At 63.5% G+C, this 19,360-nt stretch carries 15 protein-coding genes, 1 pseudogene and 1 riboswitch; of the genes and pseudogenes, 5 read left to right on the top strand and 11 right to left on the bottom strand.

What is annotated here, in order from left to right; translation table 11 throughout:
- Window positions 1–434: 434 nt before the first annotated feature.
- From ACLEJW_RS22185 to ahcY, 5 genes are all read right to left on the bottom strand, one after another.
- A complete protein-coding gene (locus ACLEJW_RS22185) occupies window positions 435–2,327 on the bottom strand; it encodes a DEAD/DEAH box helicase (protein ID WP_440778266.1) in 1,893 nt (630 codons plus the stop codon).
- Between the two features lie 218 nt (window positions 2,328–2,545).
- On the bottom strand, window positions 2,546–3,334 hold the full coding sequence (locus ACLEJW_RS22180) for a substrate-binding periplasmic protein (RefSeq protein ID WP_313647007.1): 789 nt from the start codon (window positions 3,332–3,334) through the stop codon (window positions 2,546–2,548).
- A 52-nt stretch (window positions 3,335–3,386) separates the two neighbouring features.
- Complete coding sequence (locus ACLEJW_RS22175; protein WP_145189754.1) at window positions 3,387–4,463, bottom strand: hypothetical protein; 1,077 nt, start codon at window positions 4,461–4,463, stop codon at window positions 3,387–3,389.
- A gap of 92 nt (window positions 4,464–4,555) precedes the next feature.
- Window positions 4,556–5,488 carry a methylenetetrahydrofolate reductase [NAD(P)H] gene (gene metF, locus ACLEJW_RS22170; protein ID WP_313299319.1) on the bottom strand — a complete coding sequence of 311 codons (933 nt, stop codon included), beginning with the start codon at window positions 5,486–5,488 and terminating at the stop codon, window positions 4,556–4,558.
- Between the two features lie 90 nt (window positions 5,489–5,578).
- Complete coding sequence (ahcY, locus tag ACLEJW_RS22165; protein WP_145189760.1) at window positions 5,579–6,988, bottom strand: adenosylhomocysteinase; 1,410 nt, start codon at window positions 6,986–6,988, stop codon at window positions 5,579–5,581.
- Window positions 6,989–7,008: 20 nt separating this feature from the next.
- Window positions 7,009–7,105: riboswitch (S-adenosyl-L-homocysteine riboswitch) on the bottom strand.
- 179 nt (window positions 7,106–7,284) lie between these two features.
- Here ahcY and ACLEJW_RS22160 point away from each other — a divergent pair.
- Window positions 7,285–7,686 carry an acyl-CoA thioesterase gene (locus ACLEJW_RS22160; RefSeq protein WP_313303164.1) on the top strand — a complete coding sequence of 134 codons (402 nt, stop codon included), beginning with the start codon at window positions 7,285–7,287 and terminating at the stop codon, window positions 7,684–7,686.
- 32 nt (window positions 7,687–7,718) lie between these two features.
- Here ACLEJW_RS22160 and ACLEJW_RS22155 read toward each other — a convergent pair whose 3' ends face one another.
- Window positions 7,719–8,954, bottom strand: a complete 1,236-nt coding sequence (locus tag ACLEJW_RS22155; protein WP_145189766.1) for a cation:proton antiporter — start codon at window positions 8,952–8,954, stop codon at window positions 7,719–7,721.
- Window positions 8,955–9,243: 289 nt separating this feature from the next.
- Between ACLEJW_RS22155 and ACLEJW_RS22150 the strand changes: the two genes are divergently transcribed.
- Window positions 9,244–9,630 carry an MAPEG family protein gene (locus ACLEJW_RS22150; RefSeq protein WP_145189769.1) on the top strand — a complete coding sequence of 129 codons (387 nt, stop codon included), beginning with the start codon at window positions 9,244–9,246 and terminating at the stop codon, window positions 9,628–9,630.
- 19 nt (window positions 9,631–9,649) lie between these two features.
- On the opposite strand, the gene mltA is transcribed toward ACLEJW_RS22150, so the two are convergent.
- On the bottom strand, window positions 9,650–10,801 hold the full coding sequence (gene mltA, locus ACLEJW_RS22145) for a murein transglycosylase A (RefSeq protein ID WP_145189772.1): 1,152 nt from the start codon (window positions 10,799–10,801) through the stop codon (window positions 9,650–9,652).
- Window positions 10,802–10,920: 119 nt separating this feature from the next.
- Between mltA and ACLEJW_RS22140 the strand changes: the two genes are divergently transcribed.
- Window positions 10,921–11,367: a c-type cytochrome gene (locus ACLEJW_RS22140; protein WP_440778265.1), complete on the top strand. Its 447-nt coding sequence runs from the start codon at window positions 10,921–10,923 to the stop codon at window positions 11,365–11,367.
- A gap of 29 nt (window positions 11,368–11,396) precedes the next feature.
- Here the strand turns inward: ACLEJW_RS22140 and ACLEJW_RS22135 are convergent, their stop codons facing one another.
- The 4 genes and pseudogenes from ACLEJW_RS22135 to ACLEJW_RS22120 form a co-directional block, all read right to left on the bottom strand.
- Window positions 11,397–11,789, bottom strand: a complete 393-nt coding sequence (locus tag ACLEJW_RS22135; RefSeq protein ID WP_145189778.1) for a DUF1090 domain-containing protein — start codon at window positions 11,787–11,789, stop codon at window positions 11,397–11,399.
- A gap of 125 nt (window positions 11,790–11,914) precedes the next feature.
- Window positions 11,915–13,611, bottom strand: a pseudogene (gene ligB / locus ACLEJW_RS22130) (NAD-dependent DNA ligase LigB).
- Window positions 13,612–13,756: 145 nt separating this feature from the next.
- Entirely contained in the window at window positions 13,757–14,947 is a 1,191-nt protein-coding gene (metK, locus tag ACLEJW_RS22125; RefSeq protein WP_145189783.1) for a methionine adenosyltransferase, read from the bottom strand.
- Window positions 14,948–14,965: 18 nt separating this feature from the next.
- On the bottom strand, window positions 14,966–15,958 hold the full coding sequence (locus tag ACLEJW_RS22120) for an ArsR/SmtB family transcription factor (protein ID WP_313646153.1): 993 nt from the start codon (window positions 15,956–15,958) through the stop codon (window positions 14,966–14,968).
- A 180-nt stretch (window positions 15,959–16,138) separates the two neighbouring features.
- Here ACLEJW_RS22120 and tkt point away from each other — a divergent pair, with 180 nt between their 5' ends.
- Together tkt and epd are read left to right on the top strand one after the other, a co-directional pair.
- Window positions 16,139–18,136, top strand: a complete 1,998-nt coding sequence (gene tkt / locus ACLEJW_RS22115; protein WP_145189789.1) for a transketolase — start codon at window positions 16,139–16,141, stop codon at window positions 18,134–18,136.
- 159 nt (window positions 18,137–18,295) lie between these two features.
- Window positions 18,296–19,357 (top strand): erythrose-4-phosphate dehydrogenase, encoded by a 1,062-nt coding sequence (epd, locus tag ACLEJW_RS22110; RefSeq protein ID WP_145189792.1) that lies wholly within the window; start codon window positions 18,296–18,298, stop codon window positions 19,355–19,357.
- The last annotated feature ends 3 nt before the right edge of the window (window positions 19,358–19,360 follow it).

Below are 19,360 nucleotides of genomic sequence, written 5' to 3'. Positions count from 1 at the left end.
AGCGCATCTCGCGATGCCCCAAACGCCACCATCGCGTCGCACGTAGGAGCGAGCGCAGCTCGCGATGCCCCAAACGCCACCATCGCGTCGTACGTAGGAGCGAGCGCAGCTCGCGATGCCCCAAACGCCACCATCGCGTCGTACGTAGAGCGAGCGCCGCTCGCGCGGCGCATCGCGAGCTGCGCTCGCTCCTACGAACCTACGAACGCCTTTATTGAGTCGTGCGAGCAGGGCGGTCGCGCACGTCTGCCACAGGCGTCACTGGCCAGAAACAACCGTAGGAGCGAGCGTAGCTCGCGATGCGCCGCGCGGGCGGCGCTCGGTCTCCCAAGCGCAAAAAATGTCGAGGCGAACCCCCCGACGGCGCCCCGTCTCTGCCACACGTCGCCAGCGCAACGGGCCCCCACAAGGCCCATTGCACCGGCGAACCTGCATCAACCCTTGCGGGTCAACAGCGCCGGGCGCTCGCTGCGCGGCCGGCTTGGCAAATCGTCCAACTGCTCGGGCGTAGGGTAGCGGTCGAGCTTGGATTCCTTGCGGATGATCACAGGCTGGTGTTGCTCACGGCCGTTGCGAACAGCAGGCTCCTGACGTGCAGCGTCGTCACGGGGCGCAGCACGGCCACGGCCGCCACCATTGTTGTCACGACGTGCGCCACCGCCACCGGCATTGTTACGTGGACGTTTGTCAGCGCCGGCATTGCGTGGCTGGCCGCCACCGTTGCGGCCTTGGCCCTGGCCGCCGCCGTTGTTGCGTTGGCCATTACCCTGGGCCTGTTGACCAGCGCCACCCGGACGGCGGTTGCGGCCTTGGCCTTTGCCATTCTGGTAAGGGCTGACGTAATCGGCGCGGTTTCCGAAGTTGTCGACATCATCATCCAGGAAAACTTCCGGATCGCGATCCGCCGGGACTTTTGGCACCTGGCTGTTGCTTGCCTGCTGCGGCTGGCGTGGCTTCTTGTCACGCGGCTTGCGCTGCTGGGGCTGCTTGTCGGCAGGCTTGTCCTTGTCAGCAGGCTTGCTCGCAGCCTGCTGCTTGGCCTTGCCTTTGTCTTTACCCTTGTCCTTGCGCCCGCCATTGGCGTCTTTGCTGCCATCGCCACGCGCCTGCTGATTGCGCCCGCCGCGACCGTTAGGCTGCTGGCGCTCACGCACTTCAGGTTTCTCGGCCTCCACCTGGCTGGCATCGAAGCCCATGAAGTCGCCATCGGGGATCTTCTGCTTGGTCACCCGCTCGATGCTCTTGAGCAGTTTTTCTTCATCAGGCGCAACCATCGAGATGGCTTCGCCCGAGCGGCCCGCGCGCCCGGTACGACCGATGCGGTGGACGTAATCTTCCTCGACGTTGGGCAGCTCGAAGTTGACCACATGGGGCAGCTGGTCGATATCCAGGCCGCGAGCGGCGATATCGGTGGCGACCAGCACACGGACCGAGTTGGCCTTGAAGTCCGCCAGCGCCTTGGTGCGCGCGTTCTGGCTCTTGTTGCCATGGATGGCAGCGGCGGTGAGGCCGTGCTTTTCCAGGTACTCGGCAAGGCGGTTGGCGCCGTGCTTGGTACGGGTGAAGACCAGCACCTGTTCCCAGGCGCCCAGGGTGATCAAGTGGGCCAGCAACGCACGCTTGTGGCTGGCAGGCAGGCGGTACACGCGCTGCTCGATGCGCTCGACGGTGGTGTTCGGCGGCGTCACCTCGATGCGTTCGGGGTTGTGCAGCAGCTTGTCGGCGAGGTCGGTGATGTCTTTGGAGAAGGTTGCCGAGAACAGCAGGTTCTGGCGCTTGGCCGGCAGGCGGGCCAGGACCTTCTTGACGTCATGGATGAAGCCCATGTCCAGCATGCGGTCGGCTTCGTCCAGGACCAGGATTTCGACGTGGGCCAGGTCGACCTTGCCTTGTCCGGCCAGGTCGAGCAGGCGCCCCGGGCAGGCGACGAGCACATCGACGCCCTTGGCAATGGCCTGGATCTGCGGGTTCATGCCGACGCCGCCGAAGATGCAGGCGCTGACCAAGGGCAAGTCGCGCGCGTAGACCTTGAAACTGTCGTGGACCTGGGCGGCCAGCTCGCGGGTTGGCGTCAGCACCAGGACCCGCGGCTGACGGGGGCCGTGGCGCTGGGATTTGTCGGGATGGCCGGCCGGGAACAGACGCTCGAGGATTGGCAAGGCGAAGCCGCCGGTTTTACCAGTACCTGTCTGCGCGGCGACCATCAGGTCGCGGCCTTGCAACACGGCGGGAATGGCCCGCTGTTGCACCGGGGTGGGCTGGGTGTAGCCCGCTGCCTCGATAGCGCGGGCAAGAGCCTCGGAGAGACCGAGGGAAGCAAAGGACATGGGCAATCCTGTTCTCGTGTGGGCTGGGCCCGTAGGGATGTTCTGCCTGGCGCGACGGGCATCGAAGGGATGCGATCGCGTCCGGTCCAGCTGGGCTTTCACTGCACATCCGGGAAGCGGAAGCGAGACGCCAGGGGGCGTCGTTGCCGATCGGGATGCCTATTGCGAGGCCGAGCGTCCGGGCGTGAGCCGGGCGGGAAGGCCCGAGTATAACAGAGCTAACGCAGCGTGCTGCTTTCCTGCTGCTCAACGGCGCCGGCAAGCTCGCCGGCGTCGCCGGTATAGCGTTCGATAATCGCCTGAAACGCCGCTTCGCGCTTGAAACGGCGCAGTTCTTCGGCAAACGCCTGAGCGAGCTGCTCTCGCCCCGGCTTGCGCGCCAGGCCCAGGAACTGCGGCTGCCGGCTGATCAGCAGGGGTAACTCGGCGACCTGCTGGTCGAGTCCGAGCTGCTGCCGCAGGTAGCGTCCGACGCGACGGTCGGTCACCAGCAGGTCGATGCGCCCGCGAATGAGCTTGCCAAAATTGGCCTCATGGCTCGGCGCCGGCTCCCTTCGAAACTCGGCGGAGTCGTTGAACGCAGGGTCGTAGGCGTAGCCCGGTGAGGTGCCAACGGTCAAGCCGGCAAGGTCACTGAGCTGAGTAACCACATGCGGACGAGCGTTGGCCTGGAACAGCACGAACTCGACGTTGGACATGGGCTCTGCGGGATAGACCATGAAGCGTTCGCGCGAATCGATCTGGAACATGTCCATGACCCCATCGGCCTGACCCTGCTCGACCATGGCCAGGCAGCGCTTCCACGGCATGAATTGCCAGTCCACCTCGACGCCCAGACGGCGGAACACCTCGGTGGTGACCTCGTAGTCGATACCTTTGACCTGGCCACCATCGACGAAGATGTAAGGCGCCCAGTCGTCGCTGACCAGGCGCAGGCGTTCACCCAGCGCCATCGGGCTCAGGCAGGTGAGCAACAGGATGCACAACCAGTGGGAGATTTGCGGCATGGCGCGACATTACCGCGTCGCCACAGGCATGGCCAGTCAAGATCAACGCCCGTCAGTTGGGCTCTGTGCCGAGCAAGTGGGCTTCGATGTCCTTGCGCCGACCTCCCAGTGACAGGCGCAGGCTTGGATGACGCAGGCATTGGCGCAGTTGCTCGGGCGCGATGCGGCCAACGCGCTGATTGCGATTTTCCAGCGCCTTGTCCCACCAGGCCGAGGCACAGGCGCGGTCGAATTCATTGGGGTATGGATAGCAGCCATAGAGCAGCTCGCGCGCAAATTGCCGCTCGCCGCTGGGCATGGTCAGGCTCAAGGCCTTGTAACCCAGGCGGTGCAAGGTAGGCGGGCGTGGCAGCTGGTCATTCACCAAGGCCACGTCCGCCAGCGCCGCAGCACACAGCGGATCGTCGCCGTGCTTGCGCAGCCAGGCCTGGATCTTGGCGCGGAACTGCGCTTTGCGGCTCCAGTAGTGATGGATGACGTCGGTGCACTCGGCCAATTCAAGGTTGCGGTAGGCCGCTACGGCCAGGCAGAACTCTTCGAGGGTATAGGCGGTAGGAACCTGCGGATAAAACTCGTCCATCATCGCAATGGAGCGGTCCAGTGCCGCACTGTCTTCGGCGCACAAGCCGATTACGCCTGAATTGATCAACGGCATCTGGCAATCGGCCAGACCGCGCGATTCGAGCGCGCCGAGAAGATTCCTGTACAGCAGGCATTTCTGGTTTTCGCCATACCGCGCGCCGATGGCATTGCACAGCAAGCTGCCCGGACGCACACGCTCGAACAAATGCAATGGCGAGGTGCGGAAGAACGTGTCGGTGTCGATCAGCACCGCCTGGGCGTACTGCTGCAACAACTGCCGCATCAACACGTGCTTGCTGCGAAAGTGGTAGCCGTAGGGTTCGTTCCAGGCCTTGCGAGTCGCCGCATCGAGCACGTGCACGGTGACCGGCAGCTTGCCATAGGGCTGCGGATTGTCGGTATACACCTGAATGTCGATGGCAAGATCGGTCTGGCTTGGCAGCTTCGCCAAGGCGCTGATGATGCTGAAACAGGCCTCCTGATGATAGGTGGCCGGCCCGAATGCCAGGTACACGAGTTGCGGGCGTGATGGCAGTAGATGATGCATGGCGAAAGACCTGTACGAGCCTGAAATGAACAAAGGCCTTAGTCTACGACTAAAGCCTTGAAAGGTTCTGAAGCTGTCGGTGGCAAAAAGTTTCAGCGCGGCAGGTTGAGGTTTTTCCAGATGCTCAGGCTCGCGTCGGCCTGGTTCAGGGTATAGAAGTGCAGCCCTGGTGCCCCGCCTTGCAGCAACTGCTCGCACATACGGGTGATGACTTCCTCGCCGAAAGCCTGGATGCTCGCCGTATCGTCACCGTAGGCTTCGAGCTGCTTGCGGATCCAGCGTGGAATCTCGGCGCCGCAGGCGTCGGAGAAGCGTGCCAGCTTGCTGTAGTTGGTGATCGGCATGATCCCCGGGACTACAGGGATGTCCACGCCCATCTGCTGCACACGCTCGACGAAGTAGAAGTAGCTGTCGGCGTTGAAGAAGTACTGGGTGATGGCGCTGTCGGCACCGGCTTTGACCTTGTGCACGAAATTGCGCAGGTCGGCCTCGAAGTTGCGCGCCTGTGGGTGCATCTCCGGATAGGCGGCAACTTCGAGGTGAAAGTGATCGCCGCTTTCCTGGCGAATGAATTCGACCAGGTCGCTGGCATAACGCAATTCACCGCTGGCCATGCCCATGCCCGATGGCAGGTCGCCGCGCAGCGCAACGATACGCTTGATGCCGGCCGCCTTGTATTCGGCCAGCAGCGCGCGCAGTTCCTGCTTGGTATCGCCGACGCACGACAGGTGCGGCGCGGCCGGGACCTTCACTTCGTGTTCCAGCTGCAAAACAGTGTTCAGCGTGCGGTCACGGGTGGAACCCCCGGCACCGTAGGTGCAGGAGAAGAAGTCCGGGTTGTAGGCTGCCAGCTGGCGGGCAACGCCCATCAGCTTTTCATGCCCAGCATCGGTCTTGGTGGGAAAGAATTCGAAACTGTAACGGCGTTCTTGGGACATCAGGCGTTCCTCCAGCCGCGAGCTACAAGCCACAAGCTGCGAGCTGCAAGTAAAAGCCAGACCGGAGAAGGCCGACCTGGCGTGCATCGTCAAAATTTCCGGACTAACCCCCTCAAGCGGCAGCAGCGCGGTTCGCTGTTGCTTGCCGCTTGAGGGTCGGAGCTTGCCGCTCCGGGCTTAGTAGCGGTAAGCGTCTGGCTTGAACGGGCCGTCGACGGTAACGCCGATGTACTCGGCCTGCTGCGAGGTCAACTGGGTGACCACGCCGCCGAAGCCGCGGACCATTTCCAGGGCCACTTCTTCGTCGAGCTTCTTCGGCAGCACTTCGACGGTCAGGCGCTCGGCTTTCTTGGCTGCAGGCAGTTCGGCGAACTTCTGCTCGAACAGGAAGATCTGCGCCAGTACCTGGTTGGCGAACGAACCGTCCATGATGCGGCTTGGGTGACCCGTGGCGTTGCCCAGGTTCACCAGACGGCCTTCGGCCAGCAGAATCAGGTAGTCGTCGTTCTGCGGATCGAACGTGCCAGCGCCGGTACGGTGGATCTTGTGCACCTGCGGCTTGACCTCTTCCCATGCCCAGTTCTTGCGCATGAAGGCAGTGTCGATTTCATTGTCGAAGTGACCGATGTTGCAGACCACGGCGCGCTTCTTCAGCGCCTTGAGCATATTGGCGTCGCAGACATTGACGTTACCGGTGGTGGTGACGATCAGGTCGATGCGGCCCAGCATGTCGGCATTGACGCCCGCTTCGGTACCGGTGTTGATGCCATCCTTGAACGGCGAAACCACTTCGAAGCCGTCCATGCACGCTTGCATGGCGCAGATCGGGTCGACTTCGGTGACCTTGACGATCATGCCTTCCTGGCGCAGCGACTGTGCCGAGCCCTTGCCCACGTCACCGTAACCGATCACCAGCGCCTGCTTGCCCGACAGCAGGTGGTCGGTGCCGCGCTTGATGGCGTCATTGAGGCTGTGGCGGCAGCCGTACTTGTTGTCGTTCTTGCTCTTGGTGACCGAGTCATTGACGTTGATCGCCGGCACTTTCAGCTCGCCCTTGGCCAGCATGTCCAGCAGGCGGTGCACGCCGGTGGTGGTCTCTTCGGTCACGCCGTGGATCTTCTCCAGCATGGCGGGGTATTTCTTGTGCAGGATCTCGGTCAGGTCGCCGCCGTCGTCCAGCACCATGTTGGCATCCCACGGCTGGCCATCCTTGAGGATGGTCTGCTCGATGCACCACTCGTATTCCTGCTCGGTTTCGCCTTTCCAGGCGAATACCGGAATGCCGGCGGCAGCGATGGCGGCAGCGGCCTGGTCCTGGGTGGAGAAGATGTTGCACGACGACCAGCGCACTTCGGCACCCAGGGCGACCAGGGTTTCGATCAGCACGGCGGTCTGGATGGTCATGTGGATGCAGCCGATGATCTTCGCGCCCTTGAGCGGTTGCTCGGCTTGATACTTACGGCGCAGGCCCATCAGCGCGGGCATTTCCGATTCGGCGATGATGACTTCCTTGCGGCCCCAGTCGGCCAGGGAAATGTCGGCGACCTTGAAGTCGGAAAAACCTGCAGGCGTGTTTACAGCGCTCATGAGAGCCTCCATTCGTAGTGTGCGAATGGGCGCCGTTGTGCGTTAAGCGTTCGCTTGAGCGAACAACGCCCCAACCGAGCCTGACAGGTCGAGCCTGCTGCAGCGCCCCTCGGCTGGGTGGCGGGATGGTCGCCACAGCGGACGACCATTGAAATCGGCAGGGATTATAGCCGCCCCTGGCTGCCACACCCAAGGCTTTCCGTCGATTTATCGCGACCATAGTCGATGATCAATGGAGACACGGCGGCGGCTCTGCCATCATGGCTTGACGTCAGACAAGCCGGCCAGGAGTACAGATGAATTTTCACACCCGCAAGTGGGTCAAGCCCGAAGACCTCAACCCCAACGGCACGCTGTTCGGCGGCAGCCTGTTGCGCTGGATCGACGAAGAGGCGGCGATCTATGCCATCGTCCAGCTGGGCAACCAGCGCGTGGTGACCAAGTACATGTCGGAGATCAACTTCGTCAGTGCTTCGCGCCAGGGTGACATCATCGAGCTGGGCATCACTGCCACCGAATTCGGCCGCACCTCGATCACGCTGAAAGTCGAAGTGCGCAACAAGATCACCCGCAAGAGCATCCTCACGGTCGACAAGATGGTCTTCGTCAATCTCGGCGAAGACGGCTTGCCAGCGGCCCATGGGCGCACCGCGATCAAATACGTGCAGGACCAGTTTCCCGATTCTGCCGTGGAGTAGCGTCGAGGGCCGCAGCGCGGCCCCCGGCACGCTCAAGGCTGTGCGCTGACCTTGCGCACCACGCGGCCGATGCTCAAGCCCTGCACCAGAATCGACGACAGCACGACGATGTAGGTGATCGACAGCAGCAGGTCGCGTTCTTCGCCAAGCGGCAACGATAGCGCCAGGGCGACCGATACCCCGCCACGCAGGCCGCCCCAGGTCAGCACCCGCACGGTGCCCTTGGGCACCGGCCGCCAGCGACGCAGCAGCACGATGGCCGGCGCCACGGTCAGCAACCGCGACAGCAATACCGCCAGGGCCAGCACGCTGCCGGCCGCCAGGTGCAGCCAGTTGAACGGCAGCAGCAACAGTTCCAGGCCGATCAGGGCGAACAACAGGGCGTTGAGCATGTCGTCGATCAGCTCCCAGAAACCGTCCATGTAGCGCCGGGTCATGTCGTTCATGGCCAGGTTGCGCCCCAGATTGCCGATGATCAAGCCGGCGACCACCATGGCGATCGGCGCCGACACATGCAGTTCGTAGCACATTGCCGAGCCACCGATCACCAGGGCCAGGGTCAGCATGACTTCGACCTGGTACTGCTCGACACTCTTGATCATGCGGTAGGTGGCGTAGCCGATCAGGCCGCCGAACACCACGCCGCCAACTGCCTCGCGGGCGAACAGCAGCGCGGTGTCGGCCACGCTCGGGGTCTCGCCGAGCTGAACGATGCCGAACAATACGGTGAACACCACCACAGCGGTGCCGTCGTTGAACAACGACTCGCCGACGATGGTGGTTTTCAGTGGCTTGGGCGCATTGGCGGTGCGCAGCGCACCCAGCACGGCAATCGGGTCCGTAGGCGAAATCAGCGCACCGAACAGCAGGCAGTAGATCAGCGGCACCTGCCAGCCGAACAGGGCGAACACCCAGTGCGACAGGTAGCCGATCACCACGGTGGCGATCAGCACGCCCACCGTGGCCAGCAAGCCGATCGGCCAGCGGTAGCTGCGCAGGTCGCTGAGGTTGACGTGCAAGGCACCGGCGAACAACAGGAACGCCAGCATCCAGTGCATCAGCAGGTCATTGAAGTCGATCTGGTTCATCAGGCTTTCGACGCGCGCCTCCAACCCAGGGAAGCCGATCAGGCTCAAACCCTGCAGCATCAGGGAGAACAGCAGCGCCGTGACCATCACGCCGATGGCCGGCGGCAGGCCGATGAAGCGGTAATTGACGTAGGTGAGGAGGGTGGTGAGGCAGATAAACGCGGCAACTAGTTCAAGCATCCCGAATCCTGTGACAGTGGCTTCCAAGTCGTTACCCGAATGACTCGGGCAGTTCTTTGATGATCTGACGAGGGGGTCGGGACACAGCTTTTGACCGGAATTGTTCGATTCGTTCCCGCAGAAAGCCCGCATTGCCTACCCTGATCATGGGTGGCTACAGGTTTGGCAAGGCATGCGAATGGGGCAGTGCAGCGCTTGTCGTCGCCGCCAAGAACCTTTCGTCGTGCCAGGACTCCTAGCTTGCACAGCCTATCCCCCTGTCTTGAACACTGAACAAGGAGTTGTGCAGATGACGGTTGCCCTGTGGTGCATTCTGATCGCTCTGTTCCTGGCGCCACTGTGCGCGCTGATCGCCAAGCTCAGCAGTGGCCGCTTCGGCATGCGCGACAACCATGACCCGCGTGCTTTTCTCGACACCCTCTCGGGCTTGCCCCGCCGCGCCCATTCGGCGCAGCAGAACAGCTACGAAGCGTTCCCGGCCTTCGCCGCGGCAGTCTTGGTAGCCGATATCGTCGGCAATGCCGACCAGGTGACCCAGGATGTGCTGGCGGTGATGTACATCACCAGCCGCTTGCTCTACATCATCTGCTACCTGGCAGACTGGGCGGCGTTGCGTTCGCTGGTCTGGTTCGCGGGCTTGGCGCTGATCGTGTCGTTCTTCATCGTCTCGGTTTAAGCAGCTTGCCGCTTGCCGCTCAGGGCGTCTGGGGGAGCTCGGGGAGGGGTTTGCCCTTTGGCCAGAGCATCCAGATCTGCCCTTGTTGCTTCATGTTGCCCGCCAGCTCGCCAGCTTCAGGGCCGGTGCCCCAGAACAGGTCGGCGCGTACTTCCCCGGCGATCGCGCCGCCAGTGTCCTGGGCGCCTACTGGGCGCACCACAGGCGTGCCGTCAGGGCGAGTGGTCGACAGCCACAACAGGCTGCCAAGCGGGATCACCTTGCGGTCGATTGCTACGCTGTAGCCAGCGGTCAATGGTACGTTGAGCGAGCCACGCGGGCCTTCGTTGCTGTCTGGGCGGGTGCTGAAGAACACATAGCTCGGGTTGCTGGCCAACAGTTCCGGTACGCGTTGCGGATTGGCCACGGCCCAGGCATGGATGGCGCCCATGCTCACGTCTTCTTTCTTCAGCTGGCCTTGCTCGACCAGCCAGCGACCGATGGGCCGATAGGGGTGTCCGTTCTGGTCGGCGTAGCCCAGGCGCATCTGTCGGCCATTTTCCAGTTGTATACGGCCCGAACCCTGGATCTGCAGAAACTGCAGGTCCATCGGGTCGGTCAGCCATGCCAGCACCGGCGCCTTGACGCCCTGCAGGTTGATCACCTCGGCGCTGTCGTAGGGTTTGAGCACGCGGCCTTCCAGGCGTCCACGCAGGCGCTTGCCCTTGAGCTCGGGGTATACGCTGGCAAGATCGACCACCACCATGTCTTCCGGCACGCCGTAAACAGGCACCTGCGCGTTCTCGGTACGTTCGAGGCTGCCGGGGTAGACCGGCTCGTAGTAGCCGGTGATCAGCCCATTGGCGTTGTTTTCGGCAGAGCGCAGACCGTACACCTGCAGGTTTTGCTCCAGGAATGTGCGCACTTGCGCGGCACTTGCCTGGGCGCTGCCGGCCGCCTGGCAGGTGTCGGCCCAGACCGGGTCGCGCTTGAGCTTTTCGCAGCCACTGCGCCAGGCGTAGAAGCCGGCCAGCAGGTCATCATCGCTGACGGTCGGCAGGTCTTTCCAGGTCGCCGGGGCGTAGGTGGCGATGGCGTGTGGCTCGGGCTTGGCGCTCTCGCCGCCGTTGCAGCCGGCCAGCAGCGCGAGGGCCGGAAGTGTCCAGGCCAGATGGCGCAGGGCAGATTTCATCGATGGATACCTGTGCTGGGCGAGCATGAAGATTCGCCCCTGTTATTTATGTGGCTATTGGTCTTTATCCGGCGGCCAGCGATACTGGCGGCCCATTTGCGTAGCCCGAAGTGACCCTGATGTTCAAGCGATCGACCGTTGCACTGCTCGCCGCCCTTGCCCTGACCGCGTGTGATCGCGTCGACCCGGACTCGCCATTGGGCAAGCGCAAGGCGATCTTCAAGGACATGCTCAAGACCAGCGAGGACATGGGCGGCATGCTGCGTGGCCGCTTGCCGTTCGACGGCGCGAAGTTCGCCCAGGGGGCGGTGAAACTCGACGGCCTGGCCCATGCGCCCTGGCAGCACTTCCCGCAGGTGCGCGATGCCGGCGACAGCAGTGCCCGGGCCGAAGTCTGGCAGCGTCAGGCGCGCTTTCAGGCGCTGGCCCGTGAGCTTGAGGGCGCAACCGGGGCGCTGCTTGCCGTGACCCGCGCCCAACCTCTGCAGGCCGCGCAATTGCAAGCGCCGATGAACAAGGTCGAAGCTGCCTGCAAAGCCTGTCATAACGAATTTCGCAATCACTGATCGCTTGCCCGAGCGCGTGGACGATCACATCAGCGGTCGAGGTCGTCCACGGCTTCCTGCAGCTCCTTGCGCGACTCGGCGAGTTTGTCCTTGCGCTTGTTGATCTTTTCCGCGTCGCCCTTCTTCTCGGCCTTTTTCAGGTCTTTTTCGCGCTGGGCGACTTCATGGCGAGCATCGAGCACTTTCTGCTCACGCTCTTTGCGCAAGCCTGCCTCGGTGCAGTTGTCGACGCCACGCAAGGCTTCTTCAAGCCCTGCTACCTGGCCGCTGTTGCCATGATCGCGGGCGATTTTCAGCTGGTTTTCGATGGCGCTGCGCTTGGCGGCGCAACCGGTCAGGCCAGCGTCGGGTTGCGCGGCTTGGGCAGCAGAGGCAGCCAGACCGACGGCGCTGAGCAGCGCCAAGGTGGAAAGCAGTTTCATCAAAGCCTCCTTGTGGGGGCAGGGCAGCAAAAGTTGCGGCAAATCGTGCCTTGCTTTTACTGATTTAGAAACCCTTCCCAAGCATTTCTGAAAGAATGCGCAGGTTTTCCCGCACCGTTATTTTGTTAAAACTCATTGCCTGGTACACCGCCAGCTTCGCTGAACCCCTCGATGCCCAATGCGCTTAGCTGCAACGCCAGCGCCTGCACGGGTTCGGCGGTAAAGAAAGCCTGCAGCTGTTTGGCTCGTGTTGGCCCGATGCCGGGTAGCGCCTCCCAATCGCCACGGCGCCGATCGGCCAGGCTGGCCCAGTCGTGCGCCAGTGGCAGATCACCCGGCAGCGGTGCGCCAAGGCCAACGAGCCAGCGTTTGAACGGGCGACTGCGACCCGACGCGAAGCTGCGCTGCAGGTTCTCGGCACGGTCCTGGCCGATACCCGGTAGCCGCATCAAGCGGCTGGCGTCCAGCGTCAGCCAGTCCGCCAGTGAGGTGACCAGCCCCGCTTCCACCAGCTGGCGCCAGGTACCTGGGCCGGTACCGGGTATGGCCAGCCCCTGTTTACCGCTGAGCCAGGTGAGGCGGGCGATGAACTGCTCGGTGCACGGCTCGCTGAGCTGCCAGCAGGTCAGCGCATCGTACTGACCCGGCAGTGGCGCCGACACCGCCCCGCGCTCGGCCGCGCGATGCACCACCTGCTCGAAGCGCGGGATGGTCAGGCCCGCGAGGCTGATGGCGACCTGGTCGCCCGGGGCGATGTCGAGCGCCTGCCAGCGGGCCAGCGAACCTAGACTGACCTGACTGACCTGACGATCGTCCAAGCGCACCGGCTGCAACAGCAAGACCGGCGTGATGCGCCCTGTTCGGCCTACGCGAAACTGCACGTCACGCACCTCCGTCATGGCTTGGGCGAACGGGTATTTCCAGGCGGCAATCCAGTAGGGCGCATTGACCTGCCAACGTTCAGCTGGCGGCCGGGCGTTTTGCCGCAGTATCACCCCGTCGGAGGCGAACGGCAGGCCTGTGCGGTACCAGTGCAGGCGCCAGCGTGCGACGTCTTCGGCACGGTTGGTGGCGACACTGAAGTGCTGGCTGTCGGCGAAGCCCAATGCAGCCAGACGAGCCATGCGCTGGCCTTGGTCATTCGGCCCCTGCGGCCAGTCCCAGACGAACAGGCCAATGCCAGCGGCTTGCTCCACGCTCAACCGCTTACGCGCCAGCAGCCCGGCAACGGCACTGCGCGCATTGACGCTGCCGGCCGTCGCCTGGACATGATCGCGCAAGCGCAGGTACAACTCGCCTTGCAAGGTCAGGTCCAACGGTTCGGGCAGGGTGCGGTTGATTGCTTCGAGTGTATCGATATGCCGGCTCCAGTCGTGTCCTTGGCTGCCATCACCACGGCTGAGCAACTGCACCAAGTGCCCCTGGCGGTAGATCAGGCTGACAGCCACGCCATCCACCTTCGGTTGCAACCAGACCCCGACCTTGCCCTTCATCCAGGTGCGCACGGCTTGCTCATCCGCCAATTTGGCGACGCCCTTTGAGGGACGGGGTGGGCAACCGGTCCGCGGGCGCTGGCCAGCGAGTTCAACGCGCGGTCCGGACCAAAGCACGCCTGCAGCTGCAGCAGGCGCTGGCGAGCCTGGTCGTAGAGCTCGTCGGGCACCAGGGCTTTGCCCAGCCGGTGATAGTGGTCGTCCCATTGCTCGACGCTTGTGCGCAGACGGTCGATCTCTGCCTGGGCGCGATCGGCAGGCCAGGGCGGGCAGGTGTCGGCCTGAACGTCAAAGGCGAAAAGCGACAATAAAAACAGCAGCAACGGCATGGCCAGCATCCTTGCGTGGCACTGAGGAAGCCTTAGCCTAGGCAACCTTCGCGAGCATTGCGCCGCGCAGTTGTCAGACGATATGTCATGAAAAAGCCCCTGCCGATCGCTCGGCAGAGGCTTTCGTTCAACGCTGCAGGAAAACTTACAGGCCGGCAGCGTCGCGCAGCGACTGGGCGCGGTCGGTGCGCTCCCAGGTGAAGGTGGTGAAGGTGTCGTCACCCACGGTCTTCTGCTGTGGCTCGCGGCCGAAGTGGCCGTAGGCCGCGGTCTCCTGGTACATCGGGTGCAGCAGGTCGAGCATCTTGGTGATGGCATAAGGGCGCAGGTCGAAGCACTCGCGCACCAGCTGGATGATCTTGTCGTCGGACACTTTGCCGGTGCCGAAGGTGTTGATCGAGATCGACGTCGGCTGGGCCACGCCGATGGCGTAGGACACCTGGATCTCGCAGCGCTCGGCAAGGCCGGCGGCGACGATGTTCTTGGCCACGTAGCGCCCGGCGTAGGCGGCCGAGCGGTCGACTTTCGACGGGTCCTTGCCGGAGAACGCGCCACCACCGTGACGGGCCATGCCGCCGTAGGAGTCGACGATGATCTTGCGCCCGGTCAGGCCGCAGTCGCCCACCGGGCCACCGATGATGAAGTTGCCGGTCGGGTTGATGTGGAACTGCGTGCCCTTGTGCAGCAGCTCTGCCGGCAAGGTGTGCTTGACGATCAGCTCCATGACCGCTTCTTGCAGGTCTTTCTGCGAAACTTCAGGGTTGTGCTGGGTCGACAGAACCACCGCATCGATGCCCACGACCTTGCCATTCTCATAGCGGCAGGTGACCTGCGACTTGGCATCCGGGCGCAGCCATGGCAGCAGGCCGGACTTGCGCGCCTCGGCCTGGCGCTCGACCAGGCGGTGCGAGAAGCAGATCGGCGCTGGCATCAATACGTCGGTTTCATTGCTGGCGTAACCGAACATCAGGCCCTGGTCGCCTGCGCCCTGGTCTTCCGGCTTGGAGCGGTCGACGCCCTGGGCGATGTCCACCGACTGCTTGCCGATGATGTTCATGACCGCGCAGGTAGCGCCGTCGAAGCCGACGTCGGAGCTGTTGTAGCCGATGTCGATGATGACCTTGCGCACCAGCTCTTCGAGGTCGACCCAGGCGGAGGTGGTAACTTCGCCGGCGATGATCGCAACGCCAGTCTTGACCAGGGTTTCGCACGCGACGCGGGCGTATTTGTCCTGGGTGATGATGGCATCGAGCACCGCGTCAGAAATCTGGTCGGCGATCTTGTCCGGATGCCCTTCGGACACGGACTCGGAGGTGAAAAGGGAGTATTCGCTCATCTCGAAGGGTTCCTAAATTTACCGATGGTGAATGTCGCCAGCGGTCTGCTGAAAATGGCGGACCTGTAACTGGAAACCGTTACGCAAGCCCACATAGAGGCTGTCCCCGGGAACGAGCCCGGCAGCTGTGGCCCAACGGGCCAGGTCTTCCTGTTCGAAACCAAGCCAGAGGTCGCCGCAGGCCTGCCGCGCCCAACCTTGATCATGGCTGCACAGTTCGGTCACCAGCAGGCTGCCGCCTGCCTTGACCCGTTTGGCCAGCTGCTGCAGGGCCGCGGCCGGGTCGCTGAAGTGGTGCAGGACCATGTTCAGCACAACGCAGTCGGCTTCGGCAGCCGTTGCTCCCAGTGCATCGGCCAACTGCAGGTTTACATTACCCAGACCTTCACGCTCGCACACCTGGCGCGCGAGCTCGAGCATGGTCGAGCTGTTGTCCAGCGCGGTGACCTGGGCGAAGCGCCGGGCCAGGTCGGGCAGGAAACCGCCATCGCCCGGGCCCACCTCGAGCGCACTGGCGCCTGCCGGGAAGTTGAGCTTGTCGAGCAGCGCCAGCAGGCTTTCGCGGTATTGCGGCAAGCCGGCGATGAGGTCCTGCTGGGCGCGGAACTTCTCTTCCACACGCAGGAAGAAGTCCTGGCTGGTGACGGCGCGGCGCTGTTGTACCTGGGCGATACGCGCCTGCACCTCGGCGGGCAAGGTCAGGTGGTCGACCTCGTCCAGCAAGGCGCTGTGCAGGCGGCCGCCCAGGCGTTGGCTGTCGGGCAGGGCGCGGCGGTAAAAGATCGCATTGCCTTCGCGGCGCGTCGCCACCAGCTCGGCCTGGGCCAGCACTTTGAGGTGATGGCTCATCCCAGACTGGCCGACCCCGAAAATCTGCGCAAGCTCCAGCACGCCAAACGAATCGCTGGCCAACGCGCGCAATACGTTCAGGCGCAACTCATCGCCACTGGCTTTGCATAAGGCAGCCAATGTGTCGCTTTGCTGGGGAATCGATTGCGCACGAAGGTTCATGGGGCGGCAGTCTAGTCAGGCCAGCCTGCCCCCGCAAGGCCAATATCAAAAAGTTTTGATATTGGGATGAGCGCGCAAGCTTGAAGCTTGCAGCTTAAATGTTTGCCCCCAGCCCCCGCAGTGGGCGAAAATGGTCGTCTTTTTCGTGACACCACTTTTTCAAGCCCCAGGAGATCAGCGATGCCCAGCCGTCGTGAACGTGCCAACGCCATTCGTGCCCTCAGCATGGATGCCGTGCAAAAGGCCAACAGCGGCCACCCAGGTGCCCCCATGGGCATGGCGGATATCGCCGAAGTGCTTTGGCGCGACTATCTGAAACACAACCCGAGCAACCCCAAGTTCGCTGACCGCGACCGCTTCGTGCTGTCCAACGGCCACGGCTCGATGCTCATCTATTCGCTGCTGCACCTGACCGGCTACGACCTGTCGATCGACGACCTCAAGGGTTTCCGCCAGCTGCACAGCCGCACCCCTGGCCACCCTGAGTTCGGCTACACCCCGGGGGTCGAGACCACCACCGGTCCGCTCGGCCAGGGCCTGGCCAATGCCGTGGGCTTCGCCCTGGCGGAAAAAGTCATGGCGGCCCAGTTCAACCGTGACGGCCATGACATCGTCGACCACCACACTTACGTGTTCCTTGGCGACGGCTGCATGATGGAAGGCATTTCCCACGAAGTCGCCTCGCTGGCCGGCACCCTGGGCCTGAACAAGCTGATCGCCTTCTACGACGACAATGGCATCTCCATCGACGGTGAAGTGCACGGCTGGTTCACCGACAACACCCCAGCGCGCTTCGAAGCGTACAACTGGCAGGTGGTGCGCAACGTCAACGGCCACGATGCCGAAGAGATCAAGATGGCCATCGAGACGGCGCGCAAGAGCGACCGCCCGACCCTGATCTGCTGCAAGACCACCATCGGCTTCGGCTCGCCGAACAAGCAGGGCAAGGAAGATTGCCACGGCGCACCGCTGGGCAATGACGAAATCGCCCTGACCCGCCAGGCCCTGAACTGGAACCACGGTCCGTTCGAGATCCCGGCCGACATCTACGCCGAATGGGATGCCAAGGATGCCGGCGCCAAGGCCGAAGCCGACTGGAACCAGCGTTTCGATGCCTATGCCAAGGCTTACCCGGAGCTGGCAGCCGAGTTCAAGCGCCGTGATGGCGGTGAGCTGCCGGCCGACTTCAGCCAGAAAGCCCAGGCTTACATCGAAGAAGTGGCCGCCAAAGGTGAAACCATCGCCAGCCGCAAGGCCAGCCAGAATGCCCTGAATGCATTCGGCCCGCTGTTGCCTGAGCTGCTCGGTGGCTCTGCCGACCTGGCCGGTTCCAACCTCACCCTGTGGAAAGGCTGCAAGGGCGTCGAAGCCGGCGATGCCAGCGGCAACTACGTGTTCTACGGCGTGCGCGAGTTCGGCATGACCGCGATCATGAACGGTGTCGCCCTGCATGGCGGCCTGGTGCCTTACGGCGCTACCTTCCTGATGTTCATGGAATACGCCCGCAATGCCGTGCGCATGTCGGCGCTGATGAAGCAACGCGTGATCCATGTCTACACCCACGACTCCATCGGCCTGGGCGAAGACGGTCCGACCCACCAGCCGATCGAGCAACTGACCAGCCTGCGCAGCACGCCGAACCTGGACACCTGGCGTCCGGCCGACGCGGTGGAATCCGCTGTGTCCTGGAAAAACGCCCTGGAGCGCAAGGACGGTCCGTCGGCGCTGATCTTCTCGCGTCAGAACCTGCAGCATCAGGAGCGTGATGCTCAGCAGATCGCCGCCATCAGCCGCGGTGGCTACGTGCTCAAGGATTGCGCCGGCGAGCCTGAGCTGATCCTGATCGCCACCGGTTCGGAAGTGGGCCTGGCCGTTCAGGCCCATGCCAAGCTGACCGAACAAGGCCGTCAGGTACGCGTCGTGTCGATGCCGTGCACCAGCGTGTTCGATGCCCAGGACGCCGCGTACAAGCAGTCGGTACTGCCGGTCGAAGTGGGCTCGCGCATCGCCATCGAAGCTGCCCATGCCGACTTCTGGTACAAGTACGTGGGCCTGGAAGGCCGCGTCATCGGCATGACCACCTACGGCGAGTCGGCGCCTGCCGGCGCGTTGTTCGAGGAGTTCGGCTTCACCCTGGAAAACATCCTGGGCACTGCCGAAGAGCTGCTGGAAGACTGATGTAACGAGTGAGGGCGGTAACGCCCTCCATCGCGACGCAAGGCCGCTGCCACAGGTACCGCGCAGCCCGTTACAGGCGCGGCACCTGTGGCAGCGGCCTTGCATCGCGATGGGCCGCGACGCGGCCCCAACAGCCATCAAGCGTTAGCGAGCCCACGAATGTCCCACCCGCGCCCCTACAAAGTTGCACTCAACGGTTACGGCCGCATCGGTCGCTGCGTCCTGCGCGCGCTGGTCGAGCGGGGGGCGACGGCCGGTTTCGAGATCGTCGCGCTGAACGATCTGGCCGATCAGGCCAGCATCGAGTATCTGACCCGCTTCGACTCCACCCACGGGCGTTTTCCGGGTGAGGTGAAGGTCGACGGCGATTGCCTGCACATCAATGGCGACTGCGTGAAGGTGCTGCGCAGCGCCACCCCCGAGGGCGTCGACTGGGCAGCCCTGGGCGTCGATCTGGTGCTGGAGTGCTCGGGGGTCTACCACACCCGCGCCGATGGCCTGCGTTTTCTGCAGGCTGGGGCGCCGCGCGTGCTGTTCTCCCAGCCCATGGCCAGCGAAGCCGATGTCGACGCCACGGTGGTATTCGGGATCAACCAGGACTGCCTGAGCGGCGACGAACGGTTGGTGTCCAATGCCTCCTGCACCACCAACTGCGGCGTGCCGCTGCTGCGGGTGCTGGACCAGGCGTTCGGCATCGAATACGTGCAGATCACCACGATCCACTCGGCGATGAACGACCAGCCGGTGATCGATGCCTACCACCACGAAGACCTGCGTCGCACGCGCTCGGCCTTCCAGTCAGTGATTCCGGTGTCCACCGGACTTGCGCGCGGTATCGAGCGCCTGCTCCCGGAACTTGCCGGGCGAATCCAGGCCAAAGCGGTACGCGTGCCGACCGTCAACGTCTCGTGCCTGGACATCACCCTGCAGACTGCCCGTGACACCAGCGCGGCCGAAGTCAACCGGGTGTTGCGCGAGGCCGCACTGAGCGGCCCGCTGAAAGGCCTGCTGGCCTACACCGAGTTGCCGCACGCCAGCTGTGATTTCAATCATGACCCGCATTCGGCCATCGTCGATGCCAGCCAGACGCGCGTTTCAGGCCCCCGCCTGGTCAACCTGCTGGCCTGGTTCGACAACGAATGGGGGTTTGCCAACCGTATGCTCGACGTTGCCGAACACTTTCTGCACGTCGTCCAAACCACCCGCAGCAAACAGCCCTGAAGG

The organism is Pseudomonas sp. SMSB3 (genome assembly GCF_052041965.1).
Taxonomy (GTDB): Bacteria; Pseudomonadota; Gammaproteobacteria; order Pseudomonadales; family Pseudomonadaceae; genus Aquipseudomonas.
Note: the sequence above shows the minus strand (reverse complement) of the source record. Positions and strands in the feature narration are given on the sequence as shown.

Coding starts and splice junctions, on each gene's coding strand:
- ACLEJW_RS22185 (WP_440778266.1), bottom strand. CDS start 2,327: ATGTCCTTTGCTTCCCTCGGTCTCTCCGAGGCTCTTGCCCGCGCTATC.
- ACLEJW_RS22180 (WP_313647007.1), bottom strand. CDS start 3,334: ATGCCGCAAATCTCCCACTGGTTGTGCATCCTGTTGCTCACCTGCCTG.
- ACLEJW_RS22175 (WP_145189754.1), bottom strand. CDS start 4,463: ATGCATCATCTACTGCCATCACGCCCGCAACTCGTGTACCTGGCATTC.
- metF (WP_313299319.1), bottom strand. CDS start 5,488: ATGCACGCCAGGTCGGCCTTCTCCGGTCTGGCTTTTACTTGCAGCTCG.
- ahcY (WP_145189760.1), bottom strand. CDS start 6,988: ATGAGCGCTGTAAACACGCCTGCAGGTTTTTCCGACTTCAAGGTCGCC.
- ACLEJW_RS22160 (WP_313303164.1), top strand. CDS start 7,285: ATGAATTTTCACACCCGCAAGTGGGTCAAGCCCGAAGACCTCAACCCC.
- ACLEJW_RS22155 (WP_145189766.1), bottom strand. CDS start 8,954: ATGCTTGAACTAGTTGCCGCGTTTATCTGCCTCACCACCCTCCTCACC.
- ACLEJW_RS22150 (WP_145189769.1), top strand. CDS start 9,244: ATGACGGTTGCCCTGTGGTGCATTCTGATCGCTCTGTTCCTGGCGCCA.
- mltA (WP_145189772.1), bottom strand. CDS start 10,801: ATGAAATCTGCCCTGCGCCATCTGGCCTGGACACTTCCGGCCCTCGCG.
- ACLEJW_RS22140 (WP_440778265.1), top strand. CDS start 10,921: ATGTTCAAGCGATCGACCGTTGCACTGCTCGCCGCCCTTGCCCTGACC.
- ACLEJW_RS22135 (WP_145189778.1), bottom strand. CDS start 11,789: ATGAAACTGCTTTCCACCTTGGCGCTGCTCAGCGCCGTCGGTCTGGCT.
- metK (WP_145189783.1), bottom strand. CDS start 14,947: ATGAGCGAATACTCCCTTTTCACCTCCGAGTCCGTGTCCGAAGGGCAT.
- ACLEJW_RS22120 (WP_313646153.1), bottom strand. CDS start 15,958: ATGAACCTTCGTGCGCAATCGATTCCCCAGCAAAGCGACACATTGGCT.
- tkt (WP_145189789.1), top strand. CDS start 16,139: ATGCCCAGCCGTCGTGAACGTGCCAACGCCATTCGTGCCCTCAGCATG.
- epd (WP_145189792.1), top strand. CDS start 18,296: ATGTCCCACCCGCGCCCCTACAAAGTTGCACTCAACGGTTACGGCCGC.